General features: G+C 68.3%; 26 protein-coding genes. 5 read left to right on the plus strand and 21 right to left on the minus strand.

Features of this window, described 5'->3' with window-relative positions; all coding sequences use genetic code 11:
- Nucleotides 1–251: 251 nt before the first annotated feature.
- A complete protein-coding gene (locus tag ACWEOI_RS01410) occupies nucleotides 252–1,214 on the minus strand; it encodes a LysR family transcriptional regulator (protein WP_452358665.1) in 963 nt (320 codons plus the stop codon).
- Between the two features lie 60 nt (nucleotides 1,215–1,274).
- On the opposite strand from ACWEOI_RS01410, the gene ACWEOI_RS01415 reads away from it, so the two are divergent.
- Nucleotides 1,275–1,697: a DUF5997 family protein gene (locus ACWEOI_RS01415; protein ID WP_357089166.1), complete on the plus strand. Its 423-nt coding sequence runs from the start codon at nucleotides 1,275–1,277 to the stop codon at nucleotides 1,695–1,697.
- 80 nt (nucleotides 1,698–1,777) lie between these two features.
- Here ACWEOI_RS01415 and ACWEOI_RS01420 read toward each other — a convergent pair whose 3' ends face one another.
- From ACWEOI_RS01420 to ACWEOI_RS01480, 13 genes are all read right to left on the minus strand, one after another.
- A complete protein-coding gene (locus tag ACWEOI_RS01420) occupies nucleotides 1,778–2,371 on the minus strand; it encodes a hypothetical protein (RefSeq protein ID WP_452358666.1) in 594 nt (197 codons plus the stop codon).
- A 240-nt stretch (nucleotides 2,372–2,611) separates the two neighbouring features.
- Nucleotides 2,612–2,908 (minus strand): 30S ribosomal protein S17, encoded by a 297-nt coding sequence (rpsQ, locus tag ACWEOI_RS01425; RefSeq protein ID WP_213558067.1) that lies wholly within the window; start codon nucleotides 2,906–2,908, stop codon nucleotides 2,612–2,614.
- On the minus strand, nucleotides 2,905–3,144 hold the full coding sequence (gene rpmC / locus ACWEOI_RS01430; RefSeq protein ID WP_040804215.1) for a 50S ribosomal protein L29: 240 nt from the start codon (nucleotides 3,142–3,144) through the stop codon (nucleotides 2,905–2,907). Before rpmC ends, rpsQ begins: the two co-directional genes overlap by 4 nt.
- On the minus strand, nucleotides 3,144–3,560 hold the full coding sequence (gene rplP, locus ACWEOI_RS01435; RefSeq protein WP_213558068.1) for a 50S ribosomal protein L16: 417 nt from the start codon (nucleotides 3,558–3,560) through the stop codon (nucleotides 3,144–3,146). The genes rpmC and rplP overlap by 1 nt, the downstream gene beginning before the upstream one ends.
- Before the next feature lie 3 nt (nucleotides 3,561–3,563).
- A complete protein-coding gene (gene rpsC, locus ACWEOI_RS01440) occupies nucleotides 3,564–4,370 on the minus strand; it encodes a 30S ribosomal protein S3 (RefSeq protein ID WP_033091021.1) in 807 nt (268 codons plus the stop codon).
- The gene (rplV, locus tag ACWEOI_RS01445) at nucleotides 4,371–4,772 is read right to left on the minus strand and encodes a 50S ribosomal protein L22 (RefSeq protein ID WP_213558069.1); all 402 of its coding nucleotides are present in this window, start codon (nucleotides 4,770–4,772) and stop codon (nucleotides 4,371–4,373) included.
- Nucleotides 4,769–5,050 carry a 30S ribosomal protein S19 gene (gene rpsS, locus ACWEOI_RS01450; protein WP_019931198.1) on the minus strand — a complete coding sequence of 94 codons (282 nt, stop codon included), beginning with the start codon at nucleotides 5,048–5,050 and terminating at the stop codon, nucleotides 4,769–4,771. Before rpsS ends, rplV begins: the two co-directional genes overlap by 4 nt.
- Before the next feature lie 14 nt (nucleotides 5,051–5,064).
- Entirely contained in the window at nucleotides 5,065–5,895 is an 831-nt protein-coding gene (gene rplB, locus ACWEOI_RS01455; protein WP_067712165.1) for a 50S ribosomal protein L2, read from the minus strand.
- A gap of 32 nt (nucleotides 5,896–5,927) precedes the next feature.
- Nucleotides 5,928–6,233, minus strand: a complete 306-nt coding sequence (gene rplW, locus ACWEOI_RS01460; RefSeq protein WP_067712168.1) for a 50S ribosomal protein L23 — start codon at nucleotides 6,231–6,233, stop codon at nucleotides 5,928–5,930.
- Nucleotides 6,230–6,901 carry a 50S ribosomal protein L4 gene (gene rplD / locus ACWEOI_RS01465; RefSeq protein WP_357089175.1) on the minus strand — a complete coding sequence of 224 codons (672 nt, stop codon included), beginning with the start codon at nucleotides 6,899–6,901 and terminating at the stop codon, nucleotides 6,230–6,232. The genes rplW and rplD overlap by 4 nt, the downstream gene beginning before the upstream one ends.
- Entirely contained in the window at nucleotides 6,898–7,563 is a 666-nt protein-coding gene (gene rplC, locus ACWEOI_RS01470) for a 50S ribosomal protein L3 (RefSeq protein WP_433670610.1), read from the minus strand. The genes rplD and rplC overlap by 4 nt, the downstream gene beginning before the upstream one ends.
- A 14-nt stretch (nucleotides 7,564–7,577) precedes the next feature.
- Nucleotides 7,578–7,883, minus strand: coding sequence for a 30S ribosomal protein S10 (gene rpsJ, locus ACWEOI_RS01475; RefSeq protein ID WP_040804197.1), 306 nt, complete (start codon nucleotides 7,881–7,883; stop codon nucleotides 7,578–7,580).
- Between the two features lie 494 nt (nucleotides 7,884–8,377).
- Complete coding sequence (locus ACWEOI_RS01480; RefSeq protein ID WP_452358667.1) at nucleotides 8,378–8,803, minus strand: hypothetical protein; 426 nt, start codon at nucleotides 8,801–8,803, stop codon at nucleotides 8,378–8,380.
- Nucleotides 8,804–8,995: 192 nt separating this feature from the next.
- Here ACWEOI_RS01480 and ACWEOI_RS01485 point away from each other — a divergent pair, with 192 nt between their 5' ends.
- Together ACWEOI_RS01485 and ACWEOI_RS01490 are read left to right on the plus strand one after the other, a co-directional pair.
- Entirely contained in the window at nucleotides 8,996–9,472 is a 477-nt protein-coding gene (locus tag ACWEOI_RS01485) for a hotdog fold domain-containing protein (protein WP_379278432.1), read from the plus strand.
- A 61-nt stretch (nucleotides 9,473–9,533) separates the two neighbouring features.
- On the plus strand, nucleotides 9,534–10,766 hold the full coding sequence (locus tag ACWEOI_RS01490) for a lycopene cyclase family protein (protein ID WP_433670608.1): 1,233 nt from the start codon (nucleotides 9,534–9,536) through the stop codon (nucleotides 10,764–10,766).
- Between the two features lie 31 nt (nucleotides 10,767–10,797).
- Here ACWEOI_RS01490 and ACWEOI_RS01495 read toward each other — a convergent pair whose 3' ends face one another.
- The 4 genes from ACWEOI_RS01495 to ACWEOI_RS01510 all read right to left on the minus strand — a co-directional run bounded on the left by ACWEOI_RS01495 (nucleotide 10,798) and on the right by ACWEOI_RS01510 (nucleotide 14,623).
- Nucleotides 10,798–11,826 carry an SDR family oxidoreductase gene (locus ACWEOI_RS01495; RefSeq protein WP_452358668.1) on the minus strand — a complete coding sequence of 343 codons (1,029 nt, stop codon included), beginning with the start codon at nucleotides 11,824–11,826 and terminating at the stop codon, nucleotides 10,798–10,800.
- A gap of 96 nt (nucleotides 11,827–11,922) precedes the next feature.
- Nucleotides 11,923–12,813, minus strand: coding sequence for an ABC transporter permease (locus ACWEOI_RS01500; protein ID WP_433670606.1), 891 nt, complete (start codon nucleotides 12,811–12,813; stop codon nucleotides 11,923–11,925).
- Entirely contained in the window at nucleotides 12,810–13,619 is an 810-nt protein-coding gene (locus ACWEOI_RS01505; protein ID WP_433670605.1) for an ABC transporter permease, read from the minus strand. The genes ACWEOI_RS01500 and ACWEOI_RS01505 overlap by 4 nt, the downstream gene beginning before the upstream one ends.
- Complete coding sequence (locus tag ACWEOI_RS01510) at nucleotides 13,616–14,623, minus strand: ATP-binding cassette domain-containing protein (protein ID WP_357285051.1); 1,008 nt, start codon at nucleotides 14,621–14,623, stop codon at nucleotides 13,616–13,618. Before ACWEOI_RS01510 ends, ACWEOI_RS01505 begins: the two co-directional genes overlap by 4 nt.
- Nucleotides 14,624–14,955: 332 nt before the next feature.
- Here ACWEOI_RS01510 and ACWEOI_RS01515 point away from each other — a divergent pair, with 332 nt between their 5' ends.
- Nucleotides 14,956–16,437 (plus strand): aldehyde dehydrogenase family protein, encoded by a 1,482-nt coding sequence (locus ACWEOI_RS01515; protein WP_452358669.1) that lies wholly within the window; start codon nucleotides 14,956–14,958, stop codon nucleotides 16,435–16,437.
- Nucleotides 16,438–16,498: 61 nt separating this feature from the next.
- Here the strand turns inward: ACWEOI_RS01515 and ACWEOI_RS01520 are convergent, their stop codons facing one another.
- On the minus strand, nucleotides 16,499–17,740 hold the full coding sequence (locus ACWEOI_RS01520) for a TetR family transcriptional regulator (protein ID WP_433670602.1): 1,242 nt from the start codon (nucleotides 17,738–17,740) through the stop codon (nucleotides 16,499–16,501).
- 127 nt (nucleotides 17,741–17,867) lie between these two features.
- Here ACWEOI_RS01520 and ACWEOI_RS01525 point away from each other — a divergent pair, with 127 nt between their 5' ends.
- The gene (locus ACWEOI_RS01525; RefSeq protein WP_452358670.1) at nucleotides 17,868–18,656 is read left to right on the plus strand and encodes an enoyl-CoA hydratase-related protein; all 789 of its coding nucleotides are present in this window, start codon (nucleotides 17,868–17,870) and stop codon (nucleotides 18,654–18,656) included.
- 9 nt (nucleotides 18,657–18,665) lie between these two features.
- Here the strand turns inward: ACWEOI_RS01525 and ACWEOI_RS01530 are convergent, their stop codons facing one another.
- Nucleotides 18,666–19,907 (minus strand): Nramp family divalent metal transporter, encoded by a 1,242-nt coding sequence (locus ACWEOI_RS01530; RefSeq protein ID WP_433673235.1) that lies wholly within the window; start codon nucleotides 19,905–19,907, stop codon nucleotides 18,666–18,668.
- Between the two features lie 138 nt (nucleotides 19,908–20,045).
- Complete coding sequence (locus tag ACWEOI_RS01535) at nucleotides 20,046–21,038, minus strand: alpha/beta hydrolase-fold protein (protein ID WP_433673234.1); 993 nt, start codon at nucleotides 21,036–21,038, stop codon at nucleotides 20,046–20,048.
- Between the last annotated feature and the right edge of the window lie 142 nt (nucleotides 21,039–21,180).

Genomic DNA, 21,180 nt, shown 5'->3' on the forward strand with positions numbered 1-21,180 from the left:
TGCTCCGAATCATTCGTGGATGCATATATGGGCATGCGTGTACGACACGACACCGCGGGCGTCATACCCGCTGCGCCGCAGTCGATCTCAGCGATTGCCGACGGCCGTTCGCCGTCTTCAGTCACTATAAGTAGACGTATACGTATAGAGCAACCCTGAGACGACCCTGAACTTTCTCCAGCCCGATCCCTGAGCCGCACACGCGAAATGGGCCCGCCTCCCGAACGGGAGACGGGCCCTCACAAGGGGATTCAGCGACCGCGCCGCTTGCCCGGCTTCTTCGCGCCGCCCTGCTTCGACTTCGCCGCGGCCGCGGGCTGCTTCGCGGGGACGGGCTTGCGCTTGGCCGAGGACTGTTGTTTACCAGCCTTGTCCGGCTGCTTACCCGACGGCGAGCGGGTGCTGCGCTGGGAGCGGCCACGCACCACGCCCACGAACTCCTCCACCAGTTCGGTGGTGCGGTCGGCCGGCCAGGCCAGCGCGATCTCGGTCTCGGGCACATCGGTGACCGTGCGGTAGACCAGGTCCCTGCGGTGGTGCAGGCGGGCGATCGAATGCGGGACGATGGCGGCGCCGCTCACCGCGGCCACCAGTTCCATGGTCATGGCCGCTTCGTCCAGGTCGGCGGCGTCCTGCATGCGCTCGTCGGCCAGATCGGTCGTGGCGACCTGATCGAACAGGGCGACCGGGTGGTCCTTGGGGACCACGACCACCGGGACCTCGCGGTACAGCGGGATCGCGCTCATGCCGTCACGGTCGATGGGCAGGCGCACGAAGCACATGTCGACCGCGTCCGTGCGCAGCGCCGTCTCCTGCTCCTTCATCGGAACCGGGATCAGGTCGAGGGCGACCTCGGGGAAACGCTCACCCCAGATGCGCTCCCACTTGGTGACGGTCACGCCCGGGACGAAACCGACGCGCAGGCGATCCACCGCCTCCGGGGCGGCGACCGGTTCCGGCGGCGCGGCCGCGATGAGCGCCCGGGCCTGCTCGAGCACCGCATGCCCGTCCTCGCTCAGCTGGGTCGGCTGCGCGCCGGGCACGAACAGCTTGGTCTCGAGCTCTTCCTCCAGCTCGATGACCGTGCCGCTCAAACGCTGCCGGGAAATGCCCAGGCCACGCGCCGCCCGGGCGAAGTGCAACTCCTCGGCAACAGCGACGAACCAGCGCAGACGCGTGATGTCGATGGACTCCAACCGGCCCTGACCTGTCATGGGGTCCAGGTTATTGCACCGGCCAGCGGGTTCTCCCCACCCGCCCGATACGCTGGACCGGTGAGCCCGGACAAGAACACCCAGACCATGAAGCCGCTGACCGCGGCGAACAAACTCGGCATCTACCTCCCGGCTACCCCGGAGGAGTTCCAGAGCTCACCCATCACCCGCGCTCAGCTCGACGAACTGCGCGCCAACCCGCCGCAGTGGCTGACCGACCTGTACGCCAACGGCCCGTTCCCGCGCGACGTGGTGGCCCGGAAGCTCGGCATCTCCAACTCCGGCCTGGGCCGCGCGGGGGTGTCCGACGCGCTCACCGCGGAGGAGATCACCGCCCTCCTCGCCGACCCGCCGGAATGGCTGGTCCGCGAACGCGAGAACCTGGTGGCCGTCCGCAAGGAAGCCGACCGGGTCAAGGAGAAGGACGCCGCGCGCCGCGCCGCCTCCAACCGTCCGCCCAAGAACCTCTTCGGCCCCAAGTAGCCGGTCCTCCACGAACACCGAAGGCCCGCCCCCGAATCGGGGAGCGGGCCTTCGGCTTTCGAGGATGCGAGGGGTTCGGGTCAGCAGTAGTAGCAGACGCCGTTGGCGGGCAGCTCGGTGAAGCAGTTGACGCAGACGGCCTTGCGCGCCTCCGGCTCCGGCTTGGCGGCCGGGGCGGGGCCCGCGGCGGTGACCCGGCGCGGCGCGCCGCCATTGCGCGGGATCAGCGGCGGGATGCCACCGTCGGTCGGGATCTCCGCGCCGTAGGCGGCGTAGCACTGCCAGCGGGCGTAGGCAGCGTGCACCTCGAGATCGGCCGGGACGGGCAGGTGCGCCAGCTCGAGCACGTACTTGTAGCTGTCGCTGACCTTGTGATTCTGCTTGACGCACAGGGCGGTCAGCGGCGGTTCGCCGGCATTGTGGCAGCGGCGCGCGACCTTGCGCAGGATGGCGTCCATCCAGGTGCGGGTCGGCGCGTCGGTGCGAATGCCCGACATCTCCTGAACACGCTCGGCCAGTTCGTTCACTGTGACGAAATGTCCGTAGCCGGAAGCACATTCGGCCAGTACCTCGTGGGCGGCCAGGGACCAGGCCACGGCCGCGTCGCGGAAAGTCACCGCGGTCCGGTCGTCGATCCGCCAAGCCCCGGAAGTTGTTGTCGCAGCATCCCTCATAGCTCGTACACGCTAACGCTTCTGCCGGGCGACACGCCAATTCCATTTGGACATATGGGGTTTCAGTTTGGTCACACTCGTCGAGGGTTTGGCATTACCGGCCAGTACCCGGACAAAAAGAAAGGAACCGCTTCACGAATGGCAAGCGATTCCCGCACTCTCCCCAGAAAACACACCGGTCCGCTTCCCCACAGGGAAGCGGACCGGTGATCAATGACTTGGTTCAAGTCATGGAGCAGGCTACTTGGCCTTCTCCAGGACCTCGACCAGACGCCACCGCTTGGTGGCGGACAGCGGACGGGTCTCCATCAGCTGCACGCGGTCGCCGATGCCGGCGATCTCGTTCTCGTCGTGAGCCTTCACCTTCGAGGTGGTGCGGATGATCTTGCCGTAAAGCTTGTGCTTCACGCGATCTTCCAGCTCGACCACGATGGTCTTGGTCATCTTGTCGGAGACGACGTAGCCGATGCGCGTCTTGCGCTGGCCCCGCTCCTCCTGGTTGGCCGGCGTCTTGGCCGGGCCCTTTACGTCGCTCATGCGGCGTCTCCCTTGCCTTCAGGACCGGAGGCCAAGCCGAGCTCGCGCTCACGCATGACCGTGTAGATGCGCGCGATCTCGTGGCGGACCACGCGCAGGCGGCGGTTGTTCTGCAACTGACCGGTCGCCATCTGGAAGCGCAGGTTGAACAGCTCTTCCTTGGACTCGCGCAGCTTGGCGACGAGCGCCTCATTGTCGAGCTCGCGGAGCTCTGCAGTCGGGTTGGCGGTAGCCATCAGAACTGCTCCTCCCTGGTCACGATCCGGCACTTCATCGGGAGCTTGTGCATCGCGCGGCGCAGGGCCTCACGAGCGATCTCCTCGGTCGGGTACGACAGCTCGAACATGACGCGTCCGGGCTTGACGTTCGCGATCCACCACTCCGGCGAACCCTTACCGGAACCCATGCGGGTTTCGGCCGGCTTCTTGGTGAGCGGGCGGTCCGGGTAGATGTTGATCCAGACCTTGCCGCCACGCTTGATGTGGCGGGTCATCGCGATACGAGCCGACTCGATCTGACGGTTGGTGACGTAGGCCGGCTCGAGAGCCTGGATGCCGTACTCACCGAACGTCACCGCGGTGCCGCCCTTCGCCATGCCGGAACGGCCGGGGTGGTGCTGCTTACGGTGCTTGACCTTGCGGGGCATCAACATAGGTCAGCCCTCCTGATTCTCTGCCGGTGCCTCCGCGACTGCAGTCGCGGCGCGTCCGGCCTCAGTGCTGGTCGCGGTGGTGCCCTGGGCACCGCTACGACGCGGACGGCTCGGCCGCTCGCGGCGCGGGCGGTCGTCACGGTCACGGCCGGACGGGGCCACAGCGGTGACCTCGCGCTTGCCGCCGACGATGTCGCCCTTGTAGATCCAGACCTTCACGCCGATGCGGCCGAAGGTGGTCTTCGCCTCGTACAGGCCGTAATCGATGTCGGCGCGCAGCGTGTGCAGCGGCACCCGACCCTCACGGTAGAACTCCGAGCGCGACATTTCGGCGCCACCGAGGCGGCCCGAGCACTGCACACGGATGCCCTTGACGTTCGGCGAACGCATGGCCGACTGGATGGCCTTGCGCATCGCGCGACGGAACGCCACACGGTTGGACAGCTGCTCGGCAACACCCTGAGCAACCAGCTGAGCGTCCGACTCGGGGTTCTTGACCTCGAGGATGTTCAGCTGAACCTGCTTCTTGGTGAGCTTCTCCAGCTCGGCGCGAATGCGGTCGGCCTCGGCGCCACGACGGCCGATCACGATGCCCGGGCGCGCGGTGTGGATGTCCACACGCACGCGGTCACGGGTGCGCTCGATCTCGACCTTCGAGATGCCGGCCCGCTCCATGCCGGTGGCGAGGAGCTTGCGGATCGCGACGTCTTCCTTCACGTAGTCCGCGTACTGCTTGTCCGCGTACCAACGCGACTTCCAGTCGGTGGTGATACCGAGGCGGAAGCCATGGGGATTGATCTTCTGTCCCATTTACTTTGCCCCTCCCTTCCGGCGGCTACGAGTGGCAGCGCCGGCGGTGGGCACGCTCTCGACCTCGATGGTGATGTGGCTGGTGCGCTTGCGGATCCGGAACGCGCGGCCCTGGGCACGCGGCTGGAAACGCTTCATGGTCGCGCCCTCGTCGACGAACGCGGTCGAGATGACGAGGGTGGCCGGGTTGAGGCCGAGGTTGTTCTCGGCGTTGGCCGCCGCCGAGGCGACAACCTTCGCAACCGGCTCGCTCGCGGCCTGCGGCGCGAACTTCAGGATGTTCAGCGCGTCCTGCACGCTACGGCCACGGACCAGGTCCACGACGCGACGCGCCTTCATCGGCGTCACGCGAACGTGCTTGGCGGTCGCGCGCGCGGTCGGGTTCTGAGTTTCAGTGCTCATCGCCGCTTGCTCTTCCGATCTTCCTTGACGTGGCTCTTGAACGTGCGGGTCGGCGCGAATTCACCGAGCTTGTGTCCAACCATGTTCTCCGACACGAACACCGGCACGTGCTTGCGGCCGTCGTGGACCGAGAACGTGTGGCCGATGAAATCGGGGATGATGGTGGAACGACGCGACCAGGTCTTGATGACCTGCTTCGTGCCCTTCTCGTTCTGGACGTCCACCTTCTTGAGGAGGTGTTCGTCGACGAACGGGCCCTTCTTCAGGCTGCGTGGCATGTCTAACCTCCTCCTTAACGCTTCTTGCCGCGGCGGCGGACGATGAGCTTGTCGCTGGGACGGTTGGGCTTACGGGTGCGGCCCTCGGGCTTGCCCCACGGGGAGACCGGGTGGCGACCACCGGAGGTCTTACCCTCACCACCACCGTGCGGGTGGTCGACCGGGTTCATGACCACACCACGGACGGTCGGGCGAACGCCCTTCCACCGCATACGGCCGGCCTTACCCCAGTTGATGTTCGACTGCTCGGCGTTGCCGACCTCGCCGATGGTGGCGCGGCAGCGCACATCGACACGACGGATCTCACCGGAGGGCATACGCAGGACGGCGTAGGCGCCTTCCTTACCCAGCAGCTGGATGGACATGCCCGCGGCACGAGCCAGCTTGGCGCCACCACCCGGACGCAGCTCCACGGCGTGAACCGTGGTACCGGTCGGGATCGAACGCAGCGGCAGGTTGTTGCCGGGCTTGATGTCGGCGCCGGGGCCCGACTCGATCTTCGTGCCCTGGGCGATGCCCTTGGGCGCGATGATGTAGCGCTTCTCGCCGTCGGCGAAGTGCAGCAGCGCGATGTTGGCGGTGCGGTTCGGGTCGTACTCGATGTGAGCGACCTTGGCCGGGATGCCGTCCTTGTCCAGACGACGGAAGTCGATCAGACGGTAGGCGCGCTTGTGACCGCCACCCTTGTGACGGGTGGTGATGCGACCCTGCGCGTTACGGCCACCGGTCTTGGTGAGCGGACGCAGCAGCGACTTCTCGGGGGTCGAGCGGGTGATCTCGGCGAAATCCGAGACCGAGGCACCGCGGCGACCCGGGGTTGTCGGCTTGTACTTACGAATTGCCATGAGTTCTTCTGCCTTTCTGAAGTCCCCGCCGCTTACGCGACCGGGCCTCCGAAGATCTCGATGGGCTTGCTGTCGGCCGAGATGGTGACGAGCGCGCGCTTGGTGCTCTTACGCGTGCCGTAACCGAAGCGGGTCCGCTTGCGCTTGCCCTGACGGTTGGCGGTGTTGACGCTGGTCACCTTGACGCCGAAAACCTTCTCGACAGCAATCTTGATCTGCGTCTTGTTCGAATCCGGGTGCACGATGAAGGTGTAGGTGCCCTCCTCGATCAGTCCGTAGGACTTCTCGGAGATCACCGGCGCCAGCAGAATGTCGCGCGGGTCGGCGATGGTGGTCACTTGCTCTCCTCCTGTGCAGCTTCGGCGGGGCCGTGCACGAAGGCGTTGAGCGCCTCGACCGAGAACACGATTTCGTCGCTCTTGAGAACGTCGTAGGTGTTCAGCTGGTCGGGGGCGATCGGGTGCACACCCTGCAGGTTCGCCACGCTCTTCCACGTGGTGACATCTTCACGGCCGACGACGACCAGGATGTTCTTCCGCTCCGACAGCTCGGCGAGGAAGGACTTGGCCGCCTTGGTCGACGGGGTCTGACCCGCCACCAGCTCGGTGATCACGTGGATGCGCTCGTTGCGAGCCCGGTCCGACAGAGCGCCACGCAGCGCGGCGACCTTCATCTTCTTGGGCAGACGCTGGGTGTAGTCACGCGGCTGCGGGCCGTGGACGGTGCCACCGCCGGCGAACTGCGGCGCACGGGTCGAACCCTGGCGCGCACGGCCGGTGCCCTTCTGGCGGTACGGCTTCTTGCCACCACCGCGGACCATGCCGCGGGTCTTGGTGGCGTGCGTGCCCTGGCGAGCCGCGGCCTGCTGGGCCACGACGACCTGGTGCATCAACGCGATGTTCGCGGTCACGTCGAAGATCTCCGCGGGGAGCTCGACGGTGCCCTCGGTCTTGCCGCCAGCGGCCTTGACCGTGAGCGTCAGGTTGGTCTTGGTCTCGGTGCTCATGCCCGGGCACCACCCTTCACTGCACTCTTGACGATCACGATGCCGCCGGTGCGGCCCGGGATCGCGCCCTTGATCAGCAGCAGGCCGTTCTCGGCGTCCACCTTGTGGACCGAGAGGTTCTGCGTGGTGACGCGGTCGTTACCCATGCGGCCCGACATGCGCATGCCCTTGAAGACACGGCCCGGGGTGGAGCAACCACCGATGGAACCCGGACGACGGTGCACGGCCTGCGCACCGTGCGAGGCACCCTGGCCACGGAAACCGTGGCGCTTCATGGTGCCCGCGAAGCCCTTGCCCTTGGAGGTGCCGGTCACGTCGACGTAGCTGCCCTCTTCGAAGGCATCCGCGTTGATCTCCTGGCCGACCTCGAAGGCGGCGGCGTCGGCGACGCGCAGCTCGGCGATGTGGCGGCGAGGGGTGACACCGGCCTTGGCGAACTGACCGGAAACCGGCTTGTTCACCTTGCGGGGGTCGATGGCGCCGTACGCGACCTGGATGGCGGCGTAGCCGTCGCGCTCCTGGGTACGGATCTGGGTAACGACGTTCGGGCCCGCCTTGATGACGGTCACGGGAACGACGCGGTTCTTCTCGTCGAAGACCTGGGTCATGCCGAGCTTGGTGCCCAGGATGCCCGCGGCCGGACGGCTCTTGTTGTCAGTCATATTCGAAGTCCCCGTCACTGAATGTTGACGTCGACGCTGGCCGGCAGGTCGATACGCATCAGGGCGTCAACCGTCTTCGGCGTCGGGTCGAGGATGTCGATAAGCCGCTTGTGCGTACGCATCTCGAAGTGCTCGCGCGAGTCCTTGTACTTGTGCGGCGACCGGATGACGCAGTAGATGTTCTTCTCGGTGGGCAACGGCACCGGGCCGACCACACGGGCACCGGTACGGGTCACCGTCTCGACGATCTTGCGCGCGGACGCGTCGATCGCCTCATGGTCGTAGGCCTTGAGCCTGATGCGGATCTTCTGTCCCGCCACGCTGAGTGTCCTTTTCTCCGCTTGCGTTGTGATCCAGGAGCTTTCACTCCCGAACCACCCTCATTTGCACTGCCGAACACACGAAGACGCATCAGCCACCACACGACCGAGGCCCGAGGCCCGATCCATCGCCGCTGTTCATCTGTCATGGTTCATCCGGTCCACGCGGTCGGGCGTGTCGCTCCGCCGCTCATTCCTCGGCCCCGGACCAAAATCCTTACAAGCCTCGGAACAGTGTTCCGGACGCACCCACGCCGCAAATCAGCGGGGTGCAAAATTGGGTCTTTCTCACCCACCACCAGCGCCGATCCAACGGAAAAGACGCAACCCGGTGTGGGCAACCCGAACAGTATGCCTCGAGGCCCCGCCCCACTTCAAATCGCCCCCTCCCCCACCCCCGGGCCAATGGCCCTGGTCACACCCGGTCGAGCCCCCCGGCTCGGGCCGCGCGCCGGCCGGTGCGGAATTCGGTTCGCGCACCGGCCATTTCACCCTCAGTTGTCGTGCATGTGGCGCAGGTAATAGTCCCAGCCGCCGAGATCCTGGATCAGCAGGAAGTTGCCGCCGCGGAACCGGGCGGGATCCACCAGGTACAGCCCGACCTGTCCGCCCGGAACGTCGGCGGCCTCGCCGACGACCTGGGTCATGCTCCCGTGCGGGCGGCCGTCGACCACCAGATCGGAGTAGGTCGGATCGGGGGCGATCATATTGTGACCGCCGTTGATCTGGGTGATGGCCGCCGGGATCCAGCTGTTGGACAGGGCCACGGTCTCGTCGTGGGTCAGGTCCACGCCGAGGAAGATGCCCTCACCCGGGTTGGAGTACGGCGTGAAGGCGGCGGCCGAGCCGGCGGATGCGGTGGCGGCGGCCGCCCCCACGAGTGCGATGCCGACGGTGGCCACCGCGGTGCGAATACGCATGATGTCGAGAGCTCCTATTTGTCCCCGATAGCCGGGCCGAGCGGCACCGGCTCCCAGCCGCGCCCGCGGCGCAGCCTTCCCAGATAACTGGCAACCGGTTGGTTTCGCGCGACGAGGCAATCCGTCGACCGATCCGATGACCTATACAACACGGCACTTCCGTGGAACTTACTTTTGAGTAAGATACGGGCCATGGGTAAAGAGACCGCTACGTATCGCGGGTGGAAGAAGCTTCCGGACAACCGGATCGGGCACACGCTGTTCTCGCTCGGCATGGTGGCCCGGGTGCCGTACTTCGGCACCGTGCTGCCGAGCGTGGTGCGGCTGGAACCGGGACTGTGCGAGGTGACCGCGCCCAAGTGGTTCGGCATCCACAATCACCTGGGGACCTTCCACGCCATCGCGGCGTGCAACCTGGCCGAGGTGGCGATGGGGATGCTGTCCGAGGCCACCGTGCCCGACACCCACCGCTGGATTCCCAAGGCCATGAACGTGCAGTACCTGGCCAAGGCCAACTCCGGCCTGCGGGCGGTCGCGAAACTGGACGAGGTGCCGGACTTCGCGCAGATCACCGAGGGGCGCGAACTCGTGGTGCCGGTGTCGATCTACGACCGGTCCGGGCTCGAGGTCGTGCACGCCGACATCACCACCTGGGTGACGCCCAAGTAATAGGGGTGCGAAGTCGGGACCGACCTGGCGGGCACGGGGTCCCGGCTGTTTGAATGCGGGTATGAGTGGCCGGGAGGTCGGCAGGGCCGCCGACGTGTGTGTGGTGGGGCTCGGTCCCACCGGGCGGGCATTGGCGCACCGCGCCATGGTGGCGGGCCTGCGGGTGGTCGCGGTGGATCCGCGGCCGACGCGGCTGTGGGCCCCGACCTTCTCCTGCTGGGTGGACGAACTGCCGCAGTGGCTTTCGCACAGCGCCATCGCCAGCCGGATCGAGGCGCCCGCGGTGTGGACCACCACCGAGCATCGGATTCCGCGGCCCTACTGCGTGCTGTCCAAGCAGGGCCTGTTCGACGCGCTCCCGCTCGACGACGCCACCGTGATCACCGGTCGCGCCCGCGTCGTCGAGGCGCACCGGGTGGAGCTGGCCGACGGCACCGAGGTGCGCGCGGCCACCGTCTTCGACACCCGCGGGCAGGCCACGCCGGGCGCGCGCCGCACGGCGAGCGCGCACGGCATCTTCGTGGACGAGGACATCGCCGCGCCCATGGTCACCGCCGGTGAAGGGCTGCTGCTGGACTGGCGCGACGAGAACGGCGCGGGACCGGACGAGCCGCCGTCGTTCCTGTACTCGGTGCCGCTCGGCGACGGCACGGTCATCTTCGAGGAGACCAGCCTGGGCCTGCGCGGCGGCATGCCGCAGCACGAGTTGCGGCGGCGCACCCTGAATCGGCTGGCGGCGCACGGGATTCGGCTGCGCGGCGACGAGCCGACCGAGGCCGCCCACTATCCGCTCGACGAGCTGCCGCCGAAAGCCGGTCGCGGCGCGGTGATTCCGTTCGGTTCGCGCGGCGGCATGATGCATCCGATCACCGGGTACTGCGTGGCGGATTCGCTGGCGCTGGTCGACACCGCGCTGGACGCGGTGCAGCGCGGCGACGATCCGATCGAGGCGCTGTGGCCGTGGCAGGCGCGGCTGGTCTATTGGATGCGCATGCGCGGCGTGTACGGGCTGGGGCGGCTCACCACCGCGCAGTCCATCGCCATGTTCGAGGCGTTCTTCACCCGGCCGCCGCGGCAGCAGCGCGCCCTGCTGTCGGCGCACGACGACTACTCGGCGCTGGGGTCGGCGCTGTTCATGACGGTCGCGACCACCTGGCCGTTCACCTGGCGATACGACCTGGTCGGCTGGACCAATCGAAACCGCTGGGTCGGTTGGGATTACGGGCGGGCCCGCGCACTGGATGATCTGCTGCTGCCCCCGGACAGCCTGCTACCCGGGGACAACACGCCCTGAGGCCGCGGCAGCCCGGACGCGGGCTCGCGCCTCAGACCCAGTTCTCGATCCAGTACTTCCACACCACCCCGGCGTAGGCGGCCAGCGGCGGGACCTTGATATCGGTCCCGGCGAGGGCGGCCGCGGCATTGTGGGAGTCGAAGCGGCAGGCGAACTCGCAGTCCTCGATGACCTCCATCGGGATGCCGATCTGACGCAGCGCCCACCCCATGCCGGGCACCCGCAGCGTGACGTCGAGGGTCTGCTTGGGCATCACCTCGATCAGGTGCGGGGCGCCGGCCTCGTCGGCGAAGAGGTTGAACGCCTCGGCGACGCTCTGCTCGCGCGGGTCCACCAGGTGGTAGGTGTCCGGCCCGTCGCCGTTTCGGTGCGCGATGTGGTCGAGCGCGCGGGCCACGAAATCGACCGGCACCATATTGGTTTCACCGAGCTGGGGCGCCACCACGGGCAGGATGCGCGGCAGTTGCGCGGCCATGCGCAGCAGCCGGAAGAAGTAGTAGGGGCCGTCGATGCGGTCGATCTCGCCGGTGCGCGAGTGGCCGATCACGATGGCCGGGCGGTAGATCCGCCAGGGCACCGCGGTCTGGTCGCGCACCTCCTGTTCGGCGCGCAGCATGGCGCGCTGGTGGGGGGTGGGCAGCAGCTGGCCGACGTCGGTCATGTCCTCGGTGAACACGCCCTCCCAGGCCCCGGCCACGCGCATGGTCGAAACATGGTGCAGCCGTCCCGCGTCCAGCGCGCCGGCGAGTTCGGCCACCCGGAGGGCGCCGCCGCCCGCGCCGGTGGCGTCGAACCCGGCGGCCAGGTGGAAGACGTGGTCGATCGAACCGCGGTGCGCGGCAATCCAGCTCGCGTCGACGCCGAGTCCGGGCGCGGCGAGGTCGCCGCGGACCGGGTGAACCCGGTCGCGGTCGCCCCAGTCGCGTAGGCAGCGGTTGTAGCGCAGAACCGAGTCCTCGCCCGGCCGCACCAGGACGTGAACGTCCGCGTCGCGCTTCAGGAGTTCGGGTACGAGAAACCGACCGATGAACCCAGTTGCCCCGGTCACCAGGTATGACATGGGGGCCACCTTAACGTGACGCACGCCACTCGAAACCCGAGGGTCATACCCGGGGGAACCGGTCGGGCGTGTCCGCCCGACCGGTTCCCGTCGTGTCTAGGCTCCGGTCTCGGCCGCGCGCCGGTACCCGCGGATGGCGGGGTAGGCGAACACGACGATCATGCCGATCGCCCAGGCGGCGGTCTTCCACAGCGGGGTCGCGATGGGCCCGTCGTAGGACAGACCGCGCATGGCGTCGATGGCCGTACTCATCGGCTGGTTCTCGACCGTCTTCTGCAACCACACCGGGTAGGCGAAGACCGGCACGAACCCGGAGTTGAAGAACATCAGCAGCGTGTTGATGATGCCCACCAGCGACACCAGCATGACGCCTTCGGTCAGCGTGGCCAGCGCCGTCACCAGCACCGCGAATCCGAGCGCGAACAGCACCGGAATCGCCAGCATGGCAATCGAAGCCGCGGGTCCGTACCAGAACCGGAAGCCGAGCGCGACGCCCACCGCGAGCACGAACAGCGAGGTGATCACCACGCGGATGGCCTCGGCCATCAGTCGTCCGGTGAGCCCGGCGGCGCGGTGGATGGGCATGGTGTAGAACCGCCCGAGCAGACCGGTCGCCTTCTCCACCTTGAAGCCGAGCGCGCTCACCACCGATCCGGACATGGCCGCGACCAGCATGACCATCGGCACGGTGCCGTAGATGCTGGGCATGCCGGTGGCCATGGTGATCGAGTCACCGAGCACGATCCGGAACATGAGCAGCGTGGCGGCCGGGTAGACCAGGGTCTGAATGGTGGTGGCGGGGTCGCGCATCCAGCCGATGAGCATGCGCTTGCACTGGATCACGCTCTGCTGCGCCCACACCGAGAGCGCGCGCTCCGAGCGGGGTTTCACCACGGGCAGCGGCTGATGCCCCGCCCACGAATCGGATTGGGTCACCGGATTCCCGGATTCCTCGACGGCCGTCTCGGCCGTGGTCGCCGTGCTCATGACCGCCTCACGCTCGCCCAGACCGCCAGCGGCAGGAAGACGACCAGCAGGCCGCCCAGCCACACCAGCGGCACCCACAACACATTCCAGGTCACCCCGTGCTGAGCCATGTCGCGCAGTGCGAAGGAGAACTGCGAGATCGGCTGGTTGCGCACGAACGGCCGCACCCACACGGGGAATCCGTTCTCCGGCACGAAGCCGCAGGACAGCATGCCGAAGATGAGGGTCGGCAGGGTCAGGGCCTGGCTCAGGGATTCGGGGCTCTTGGTCAGCGACCCGAGCCCGTCGGCGCCGATGGCCAGGATGGTGCCGACGGCGAGGGAGAACCCGCAGAACAGCGCGGCCTGACCCCAGCCGGCGACGAAGTGGAATCCGATGAGGTGTCCCCAGGCCAGCGCCGCGATCAGCGAGACCACCGAGCGCACGAAGCCCGCGGACAGTCGCGACACCAGCGGCACCATCTTGCCGATGGGCATGGTCTGCATGCGGGTGTTGAGTCCGGTCATGGCTTCGAACGCGGCCAGCTGCGCGTTGGACATCATGGTGAAGGACATGGTCTGCAGCACGATGATCGGCATGACGAACTGGGCGTAGTCGATGCCCTGGAACTTCATCACGTAGCGCAGCGGCAGGTAGAAGCCGAGGGTGAAGACCAGCGGCACGATGACCGCGATGAGCATCTCGCCCTTGGTGAACATCACCCAGACCACGCGCCCGGTCAGGGCCCGCCACTGCGCGAAGCTGTTGGGCCGGGCCGGGGGCACCCCGGCGAAGAGATCGGCGGCGTTCGCCGCGGGCGCGGTCACGCGGCGCCTTCCGCGCCGACGGTCTCCTTGGTGCCGGAGTGTCCGGTGAGGGTGAGGAAGACGTCGTCGAGCGAGGGGCGGCGCAGGCCGATGTCGGCGAGCTTGACGGCCGCGCTGTCGAGCCGGCGCAACGCCTCGGAGAGGGTGGCCGCGCCCTCGGGGGCGGGGATGGACAGCCGGTCGCCGGAGAGTTCGGCGCGGACCGCGGCGGGCACCAGGTCGCCGAGGGCGTCGGCGACCTTGGTCAGCTGGGTCGGGTCGAGTGGCACGACCTCGCAGTAGCTGCCGCCGGTCTTCTCCTTGAGGGCGTCGGCGGTGCCTTCGGCGATGACCGTGCCCTTGTCGATGACGATGATGTTGTCGCTGAGCACGTCGGCCTCTTCGAGGTACTGCGTGGTCAGCAGGACGGTGATGCCCTGGGTCTTGAGCGCGGTGACGAGGTCCCAGACGCCCTGGCGCGAGCGGGGATCCAGGCCGGTGGTGGGTTCGTCGAGGAACACCACCTCGGGCCGGACCACGAGGCCGCAGGCGATGTCGACGCGGCGGCGCATACCGCCGGAGTAGTGCCGGACCGCGCGGCGGCCGGCGCCGGTGAGGTCGAATTCCTCGAGCAGGTTGTCGGCGCGCTGCCGGGCGGCCTTGCGGGGCAGGCCCATGAGGCGGCCGAAGAGCTCGAGGTTCTCGCGGCCCGAGAGGTTCTCGTCGAGGGCGGCGTACTGGCCGGTCATCATGATGGACCGGCGCACGGCGGCCGGATCGGTGCGGACGTCGTGCCCGGCGATGCGGGCGACGCCGGAGTCCGGGCGCAGCAGGGTGGACAGGATCTTGACCGTGGTGGTCTTGCCCGCCCCGTTGGGGCCGAGGATGCCGAGGACCTGGCCGCGGGCGGCGGTGAAGCTGACCCCTTGCAGCGCGTGCACATCGCCGAAGGACTTGCGAATGTCTTCGACGAAAACGGCCGGATCGTCGGCTGCTACGGGTTCCGGTCTGTCCAAACTGGGCATCAACTCTCCACTATCGGCTGGTCGGGCTGAACGATGTCGCCCCGGGGCGGCGGGTCCCCACATCGCGCGGCGGAGGTAGTTACCGCCCGCCGGGATGATCCACACCGCCGGCCGTGATGTTACCGGCGTGCCGCCCGGCAGGCCGTTTCTTTGCCGAAGCAGCGAATTTCAAACTGTGCCCTTGGTCACAAACCCCGAGCTCGCCGAATAGCCGCTGATCCAGGCGCAGACCGGGCGGTATGCGGCGATTTCGCTACCTTGTCGCATCTGCGCCTCGAACCATAGTCTGGCCTTGGCGGGGAGAGACATTCACAGGCCACGAGAGGTTGACCATGGCCGAGTCGGCGCAGCCGGCAGCAGGACGCGCCGGCGCGCGCAGATCCAAGGTACTCACGTCCTACGACCCCAGAACCGGGGAAGTCGTGGGCGAATACGCAGGTATGGGGGCGGGCGAACTGACCCGCACCGTGCGCTCCGCCCGCAGCGCCGAACAATGGTGGGCGGCACTGGGATTCGACGCCCGCAAACGGTGGCTGCTGGATTGGAAACGCAGCCTGGCCCGCGGCACCCGCGACCTGGTGGAGTTGATCAGCCGCGAGACCGGCAAGCCGCGCATCGACGCGGCCATCGAGGTCACCCTGGCCGTCGAGCATCTGGATTGGGTTGCGCGACATGCCGAACGGACGCTGGGCCGCACCACCCGGCTGGGCGCCACGCTGCGCCGCGAACCGACCGGCACCATCGGCTACCTGCCGCTGGGTGTGGTCGGCGTACTGGGGCCCTGGCACAATCCCGTTCTCACCCCGATGAATTCGATCGCCAGCGCGATGGCGTCGGGCAACGCGGTGGTGTTCAAGCCCAGCGAACTCACGCCCGGCGTGGGCGCGTGGCTGGCCGACACCTGGAATCACCTGGCTCCGAATCAGCCGGTGCTGCAGGTGGTCACCGGTGACAGCGGGACCGCCGCCGCCCTGTGCCGGGCGCCGTTGGACAAGCTCGCCTACGCCGGGTCGGGCGCGGGGGCGCGCGAGGTGGCCGCGCTGGCCGCCGAGGCGTCCACGCCCCTGGTCATCGAGCCGGGCGGGCGCGGGTCGATGGTGGTCCAGGTCGACGCCAAACTCGACAGCGCCGCGGCCGCCGCGGTGTACGGCGCCATGGCCAATTCGGGCCAGCAGCCGGCCGGGGTGCAGTGCGTGTACGTGGCCGACTCGGTGTACGAGCCGTTCCTGGAGCTGGTCGCCGATCAGGCCCGGCGGCTGCGGCCCGGGGCGGACCGGCGCGCCTCCTACGGGCCGATGATCGTGGACGCACAGATCGACGTGGTGCGCCGCCAGGTGCGCGACGCGGTGACCCGGGGCGCGCGGCTGGTGGTCGGGAGTCTGGAATCGATTCGCGAGCCCTACATCGAACCGATCGTGCTCACCGAGGTGCCGGAGAACAGCGCCGCGGTGACCGGCGAGGCCGTGGGCCCGGTGCTGGTGGTGAATCGGGTGGCCACCATGGACGAGGCCGCCGATCGCGTGAACGCGGATCGGAAGCCGCGCACGGTCTCGGTGTTCACTCGCGACGTCCGCTCGGTCCCGGAGTTCGCGGCCCGGCTGCGCAGTGAGCTGATCACGGTGAACGCGGCCCCGGTGTACGGCGTGAACGGTCCCGGCCGGATCCGGGATCCGCGCACGCTGCGGGAGTTCACGCGGCCGCAGACGATCACCGAGAAGCACCCGCCGGACCAGATCACCTCGGGCACGTTCGAGAAGCATCCGCGCCGTTTGCGGGTGGCGCGGGCGCTGTTCCGGATGCGGCACCGGGTCTGAGGATTCGGGAGGGCCTGCCGCCGAAGCCGATTCGGCGGTGGGCCCGACCTGTTCGCCGGATCTATTCGGCGGCGGGCGCGCCCAGCAGCACCGCGCGCATGAGCGCGCTCACCCGGGCCAGGTTCTCCGGCCGCCCGTCGAAGCGGATGCGCCGGCCCACGTCGATGACCTGGGCGATGGCGGCGTGCACCCGGAAGCGGGCCTCGACCTGGTCGCCGTCGAGCAGGTTCGCCCATTCCAGGACGTTCTGCCGCTGCACCGACCGCAGCCGATGCTGTTCGGAGGCGGGCAGATTGGAGAATTCGGAGAAGTAGACCGGCAGGATCTCCGGCATGGCGAAGGTCATGCGGGCGAAGCGGTCCGCGATCCGCACGGCGGCGTCGGAGCGGCTGGTGGCCTCGGCGAGAGCCTCGTTGTTGGCGATGGCGACGCGTTCGCCGGTGCGGTTGAAGGCGGCGGCGAGCAGGTCCGACTTGCTGGCGAAGTAGCGGTAGACGCTGGAGGCGTTGATGCCCGCGGCCGCGCCGATCTCCTCGATGCTGGCCTCGTGGTAGCCCTGCCGTCCGAAGATGCGGATGGCCTCGGTGAGCAGCTGCTCGCGCTTGGAGATGACGGGCAGGCCGCGCACCAGCGGCTCACCGGTGACCGGGGCGGGCGCGGGCGGCAGGTCGGCGCGCAGGATGTCCCAGCAGATCTCGGTGAGCAGGTTGACCAGCCGGGTGGTGGACAGCGCGGTGCGGTGCGCGGTGATGGATCCGATGGCGCTGAGCAGGGCGGCGGCCCGCAGCTGGGTGTCGGCCGGATCGGCGTCGGGATAGAGCGCTGCGATGGCGGCGGCGACGGTGTCGTGCAGTTCGGTGTAGATGACCCGGATGCGGGCGCGGTCCTCGCGTTCCAGGTAGCGGCGTTCCCACCGGTACAGGCCGCCCTCGCGGCGCACGTCGATGGTGTACTCGGCGACGCCGCGGATCAGCGCGGTGAGTCGCGGTTCCGGTTCCAGGCCGGGATTGTCGGCGGCCTTGGCGGCGTCGAGCAATTGCTGCGCGCCCATTTCGGCGGCGGCGACCAGCAGCGCGTACTTGTTGCGGAAGTGGCGGTAGAGGGCGGGGCCGGAAATGCCCACCTCGGCCGCGATCTCGTCGACGCCGACCGGGTGGTATCCGCGTTCGGCGAAGGCTCGCGCCGCTACTCGCACGATTTGCGCCTTGCGGTTCTTGGGGCGGCGGCGGGGGCCGGATTCCCCGTCCGGAGTACCGGCCGGTCGCCCGGTAGCGAGGGCGGCCTCGCTGCGATCGGCGACCATACAGTTTCTCCTTCTCGATGACTCCGGCTGTTGACAGTGCCGGACGAACGCTCCTAAGTTAACCACAATTCGCAAAGCCGAACACACAGCCTGCGGCCAGGCCGCATATATATCTGGGGAGCGCCCGATGACCACGAGCACGCCGGGGTACACCGCGATCAGGGACGGGCGCGTCCTGCGCATCACCATCACCAATCCCAAGCGCAAGAACGCGCTCAGCTACGACACCATGGAGGGCCTGGGCGACGCCGTGCTCGCGGCCTCCGCGGATCCGGCCGTGCGGGTCATCGTGCTGACCGGTGAGGGCGGCGACTTCTGCACCGGCGCCGACCTGTCCTCCGCCCCGGAGGAGAAGGCCCGCGGCATCACCCCCGAGATGACCATGGACGTGGCCAACCGGATGATCCGCGCCATCGTGGACGCGCCGATCCCGGTCATCGCCCGGATCAAGGGCGCGGCCGCCGGGGTGGGCGTGGCCTTCGCGCTGGCCGCCGATCTCACCTACGCCGCCGAGGACTCCTACCTGCTGCTGGCCTTCATCAATATCGGCCTGATGCCCGACGGCGGGGCGGCGGCGCTGGTGGCGGCCGCGGCCGGACGTCCGCTGGCCGCCGAGATGGCGCTGCTGGGCGAGCGGCTCCCGGCCCGGAAGGCCCTGGAGCACAGCCTGATCGCGGGCGTGCACTCCGACGAGGAACTGGACGCCAAGGTGGAGGCGGTGATCGCCAAGCTGGCGCATGGCCCGCGCCGGGCGCTGGAGCTCACCAAGCGCGCTCTCAACGCGGCGGCGCTGACCTCGCTGGAAGCCGCCCTGGACGCCGAGAAGTCCGGCCAGTGCGAACTGCTGGGCTCCGACGATTTCGCCGAGGGCGCGGCGGCCATGCTCCAGAAGCGCAAGGCCGTCTTCGCCGAATAGCGCCGGGCGTCAGCCCTTTCCGGTGGCCGTCAGGTAGATCAGCACCACGTTGAGCGTGGTGATGATGGCGGCCACCAGCCAGGCCAATCCGGTGGTGACACGGTGATTGACGTTCTCCCCCATGAGTTCCGGGTCGCTGGTAAACCGGACCAGCGGGATGAGCGCGAACGGGATTCCGAACGACAGCACCACCTGCGAGATGATCAGTGCCCGCGTGGGATCGATGCCGATGGCGAGCACCACCAGGGCGGGGATCAGCGTGATCACGCGGCGCACCACCAGCGGAACGTGCCGGTGCAGCAGGCCCTGCATGATCATCGCGCCCGCGTAGGCCCCGACCGAGGTGGACGCCAGCCCGGAGGCGAGCAATCCGACCGCGAGGAGCAGTCCCGCGACGGGACCGAGTACGTCCTGCACCGCGGCGTGCGCGCCCTCGATGGTGTCGACGCCGTCGCGGCCGCGCAGGGTCTTGGCGGCCATGAGCAGCATGGCCAGGTTCACGGTGCCCGCGAGCAGCATGGCCAGGGCGACGTCGTAGCGGGTGATGCGCAGCAGACGATTTCGGGCCGCGCCGACCTCGGGGTGCCCGTGCCGGTCGCGAGCCATGCCGGAGTGCAGGTAGACCACGTGCGGCATGACGGTCGCGCCGATCATGGCGGCGGCCAGCAGCACGCTGCCGGAGTCGGCGAAGCGGGGCACCAGGCCGCCGACGGTGCCGGACGCGGAGGGCGGTGAGATGACCACGGAGGCAAGGAATCCGATGGCGATGATGCCGAGCAGTCCGGTGATGACGCGTTCGAAGGGCCGTTGCCCGCGATGGTTCTGGATGAGCAGCAGGATCATCGACACGAAGCCGGTGATGATGCCGCCGACCATGAGCGGTAGCCCGAAGAGCAGGTTGAGCGCGATGGCGCCGCCGACGACCTCGGCGAGATCGGTTGCCACCGCGACGGTCTCGGCCTGGGCCCAGTAGCTGAGCCGCACCCAGCGACCGGCCTTGGCGCGCACCACTTCCGGCAGGGAGCGGCCGGTCACCAGGCCGAGTTTCGCGGACAGGAACTGCACCAGCCCGGCCATGATGTTGGCCATCACCACGACCCAGACGAGCAGGTAGCCGTATTGGGCGCCGGCGCTGATATTGGAGGCGACATTGCCGGGATCGACATAGGCGATCGCGGCGACGAAGGCGGGGCCCAGCAGCACACTGGCCGACCGCGCTCGCTGGAACGGGGTGCTGCTCTTATCGGCCACGCTGGTACTCACAAGATGAGTTTACGGGTTCCCGAACTTTTTGTTTAGCCCTTCCGTGCACCCTGTGACCACAGCCATAACGGCGAACGGCCCGGCACCTTCCGGTGCCGGGCCGTATCACGTTGTGCGCGTGGGTCTCTAGATGCCGAGACCCTGGGCGAGCAGCGGCCACGACGCGATGAACTCGTCGTTCCAGTAGCCCCACGAGTGGGTACCGGTCGGCCGGAAGTTGTAGGTCGCCGGGATGCCCAGCGAGTTCAGCTTGTTCGCGAGGTTGTGGCTGCAGAAGTTGGTGCCCGCCTCGATGACGCCACCGATGATCATCTGGTTGGCCAGGCCGTAGGAGCCGGCCAGCGCGTAGGGGCCGTTCAGAGTGTCGTACTGGCCGGGCAGACCGCTACCGGAGGAAATGTAGAGGTTGATGCCGCGCAGCTTGTCCGCGTTGATGACCGGGTCGTGGGCCGCCCAGTCGGGCGAGTTCGCCGGGCCGTACATGTTCTCCAGCTTGCCGCCGCCCCAGGTCTCGACGGTCAGGCGCATGAACTCCTGGCCCTGCGGGTCGGCCATCTGGGCGCAGCCGGAGTAGGCGGCGACGGACTTGTACAGGTCCGGCTTGGCCTCGGCCAGGGTGAGCACGGTGGTGCCCGAGGTGGAGATGCCGGCGATGGCGTTGACGCCGTTGGTGCCGAGCGCGGCGTCGATCAGCGGGGGCAGTTCCTCGCTGAAGAAGGTGGTCCACTTGTTGCGGCCCAGGGTCGGGTCGTCGTTGTTCCAGTCCTGGTAGTAGGACCACTTGCCGCCGATGGGCTGGACCACGTTGACGTTCTTGTCGCCGAGGAAGCCGTTGACGATATTGGTCTTCTTCACCCAGGAGGCGTCGTCCTGACCGCCGCCGGCGCCATTGAGCAGGTACAGGGTCGGGCGCGGGACCGAGGTGTCGGCGGGGCGCTGCACATCGACCGGGTAGGTGGCGCTCATGGCCGCGGAGTAGACGTAGAGCCGGATGTTCCGGTCGTCCTTCATCTCGGCCTTGGTGATCTTCGAACCGTCCGCCGAGACCGGGTCGGCCAGCAGCTTCTTGCCGTCGATGATCGGGTCAGCGGAGGCGGAACCGCCGCCGACACCGGTCATCAGACCGGTGAGAACCGCTGTGGCGGCGAGGAGGGCGGCGGCTCGCGCCCCGCGCCGGCCGTTCCGGACATGTCGACGAATCAATGTTTCGCACCTTCATCTCGTGTCGTTTGCTGGTCTGAGACCACGCGGTCCGGTATTC

The organism is Nocardia sp. NPDC004340, from assembly GCF_053602575.1.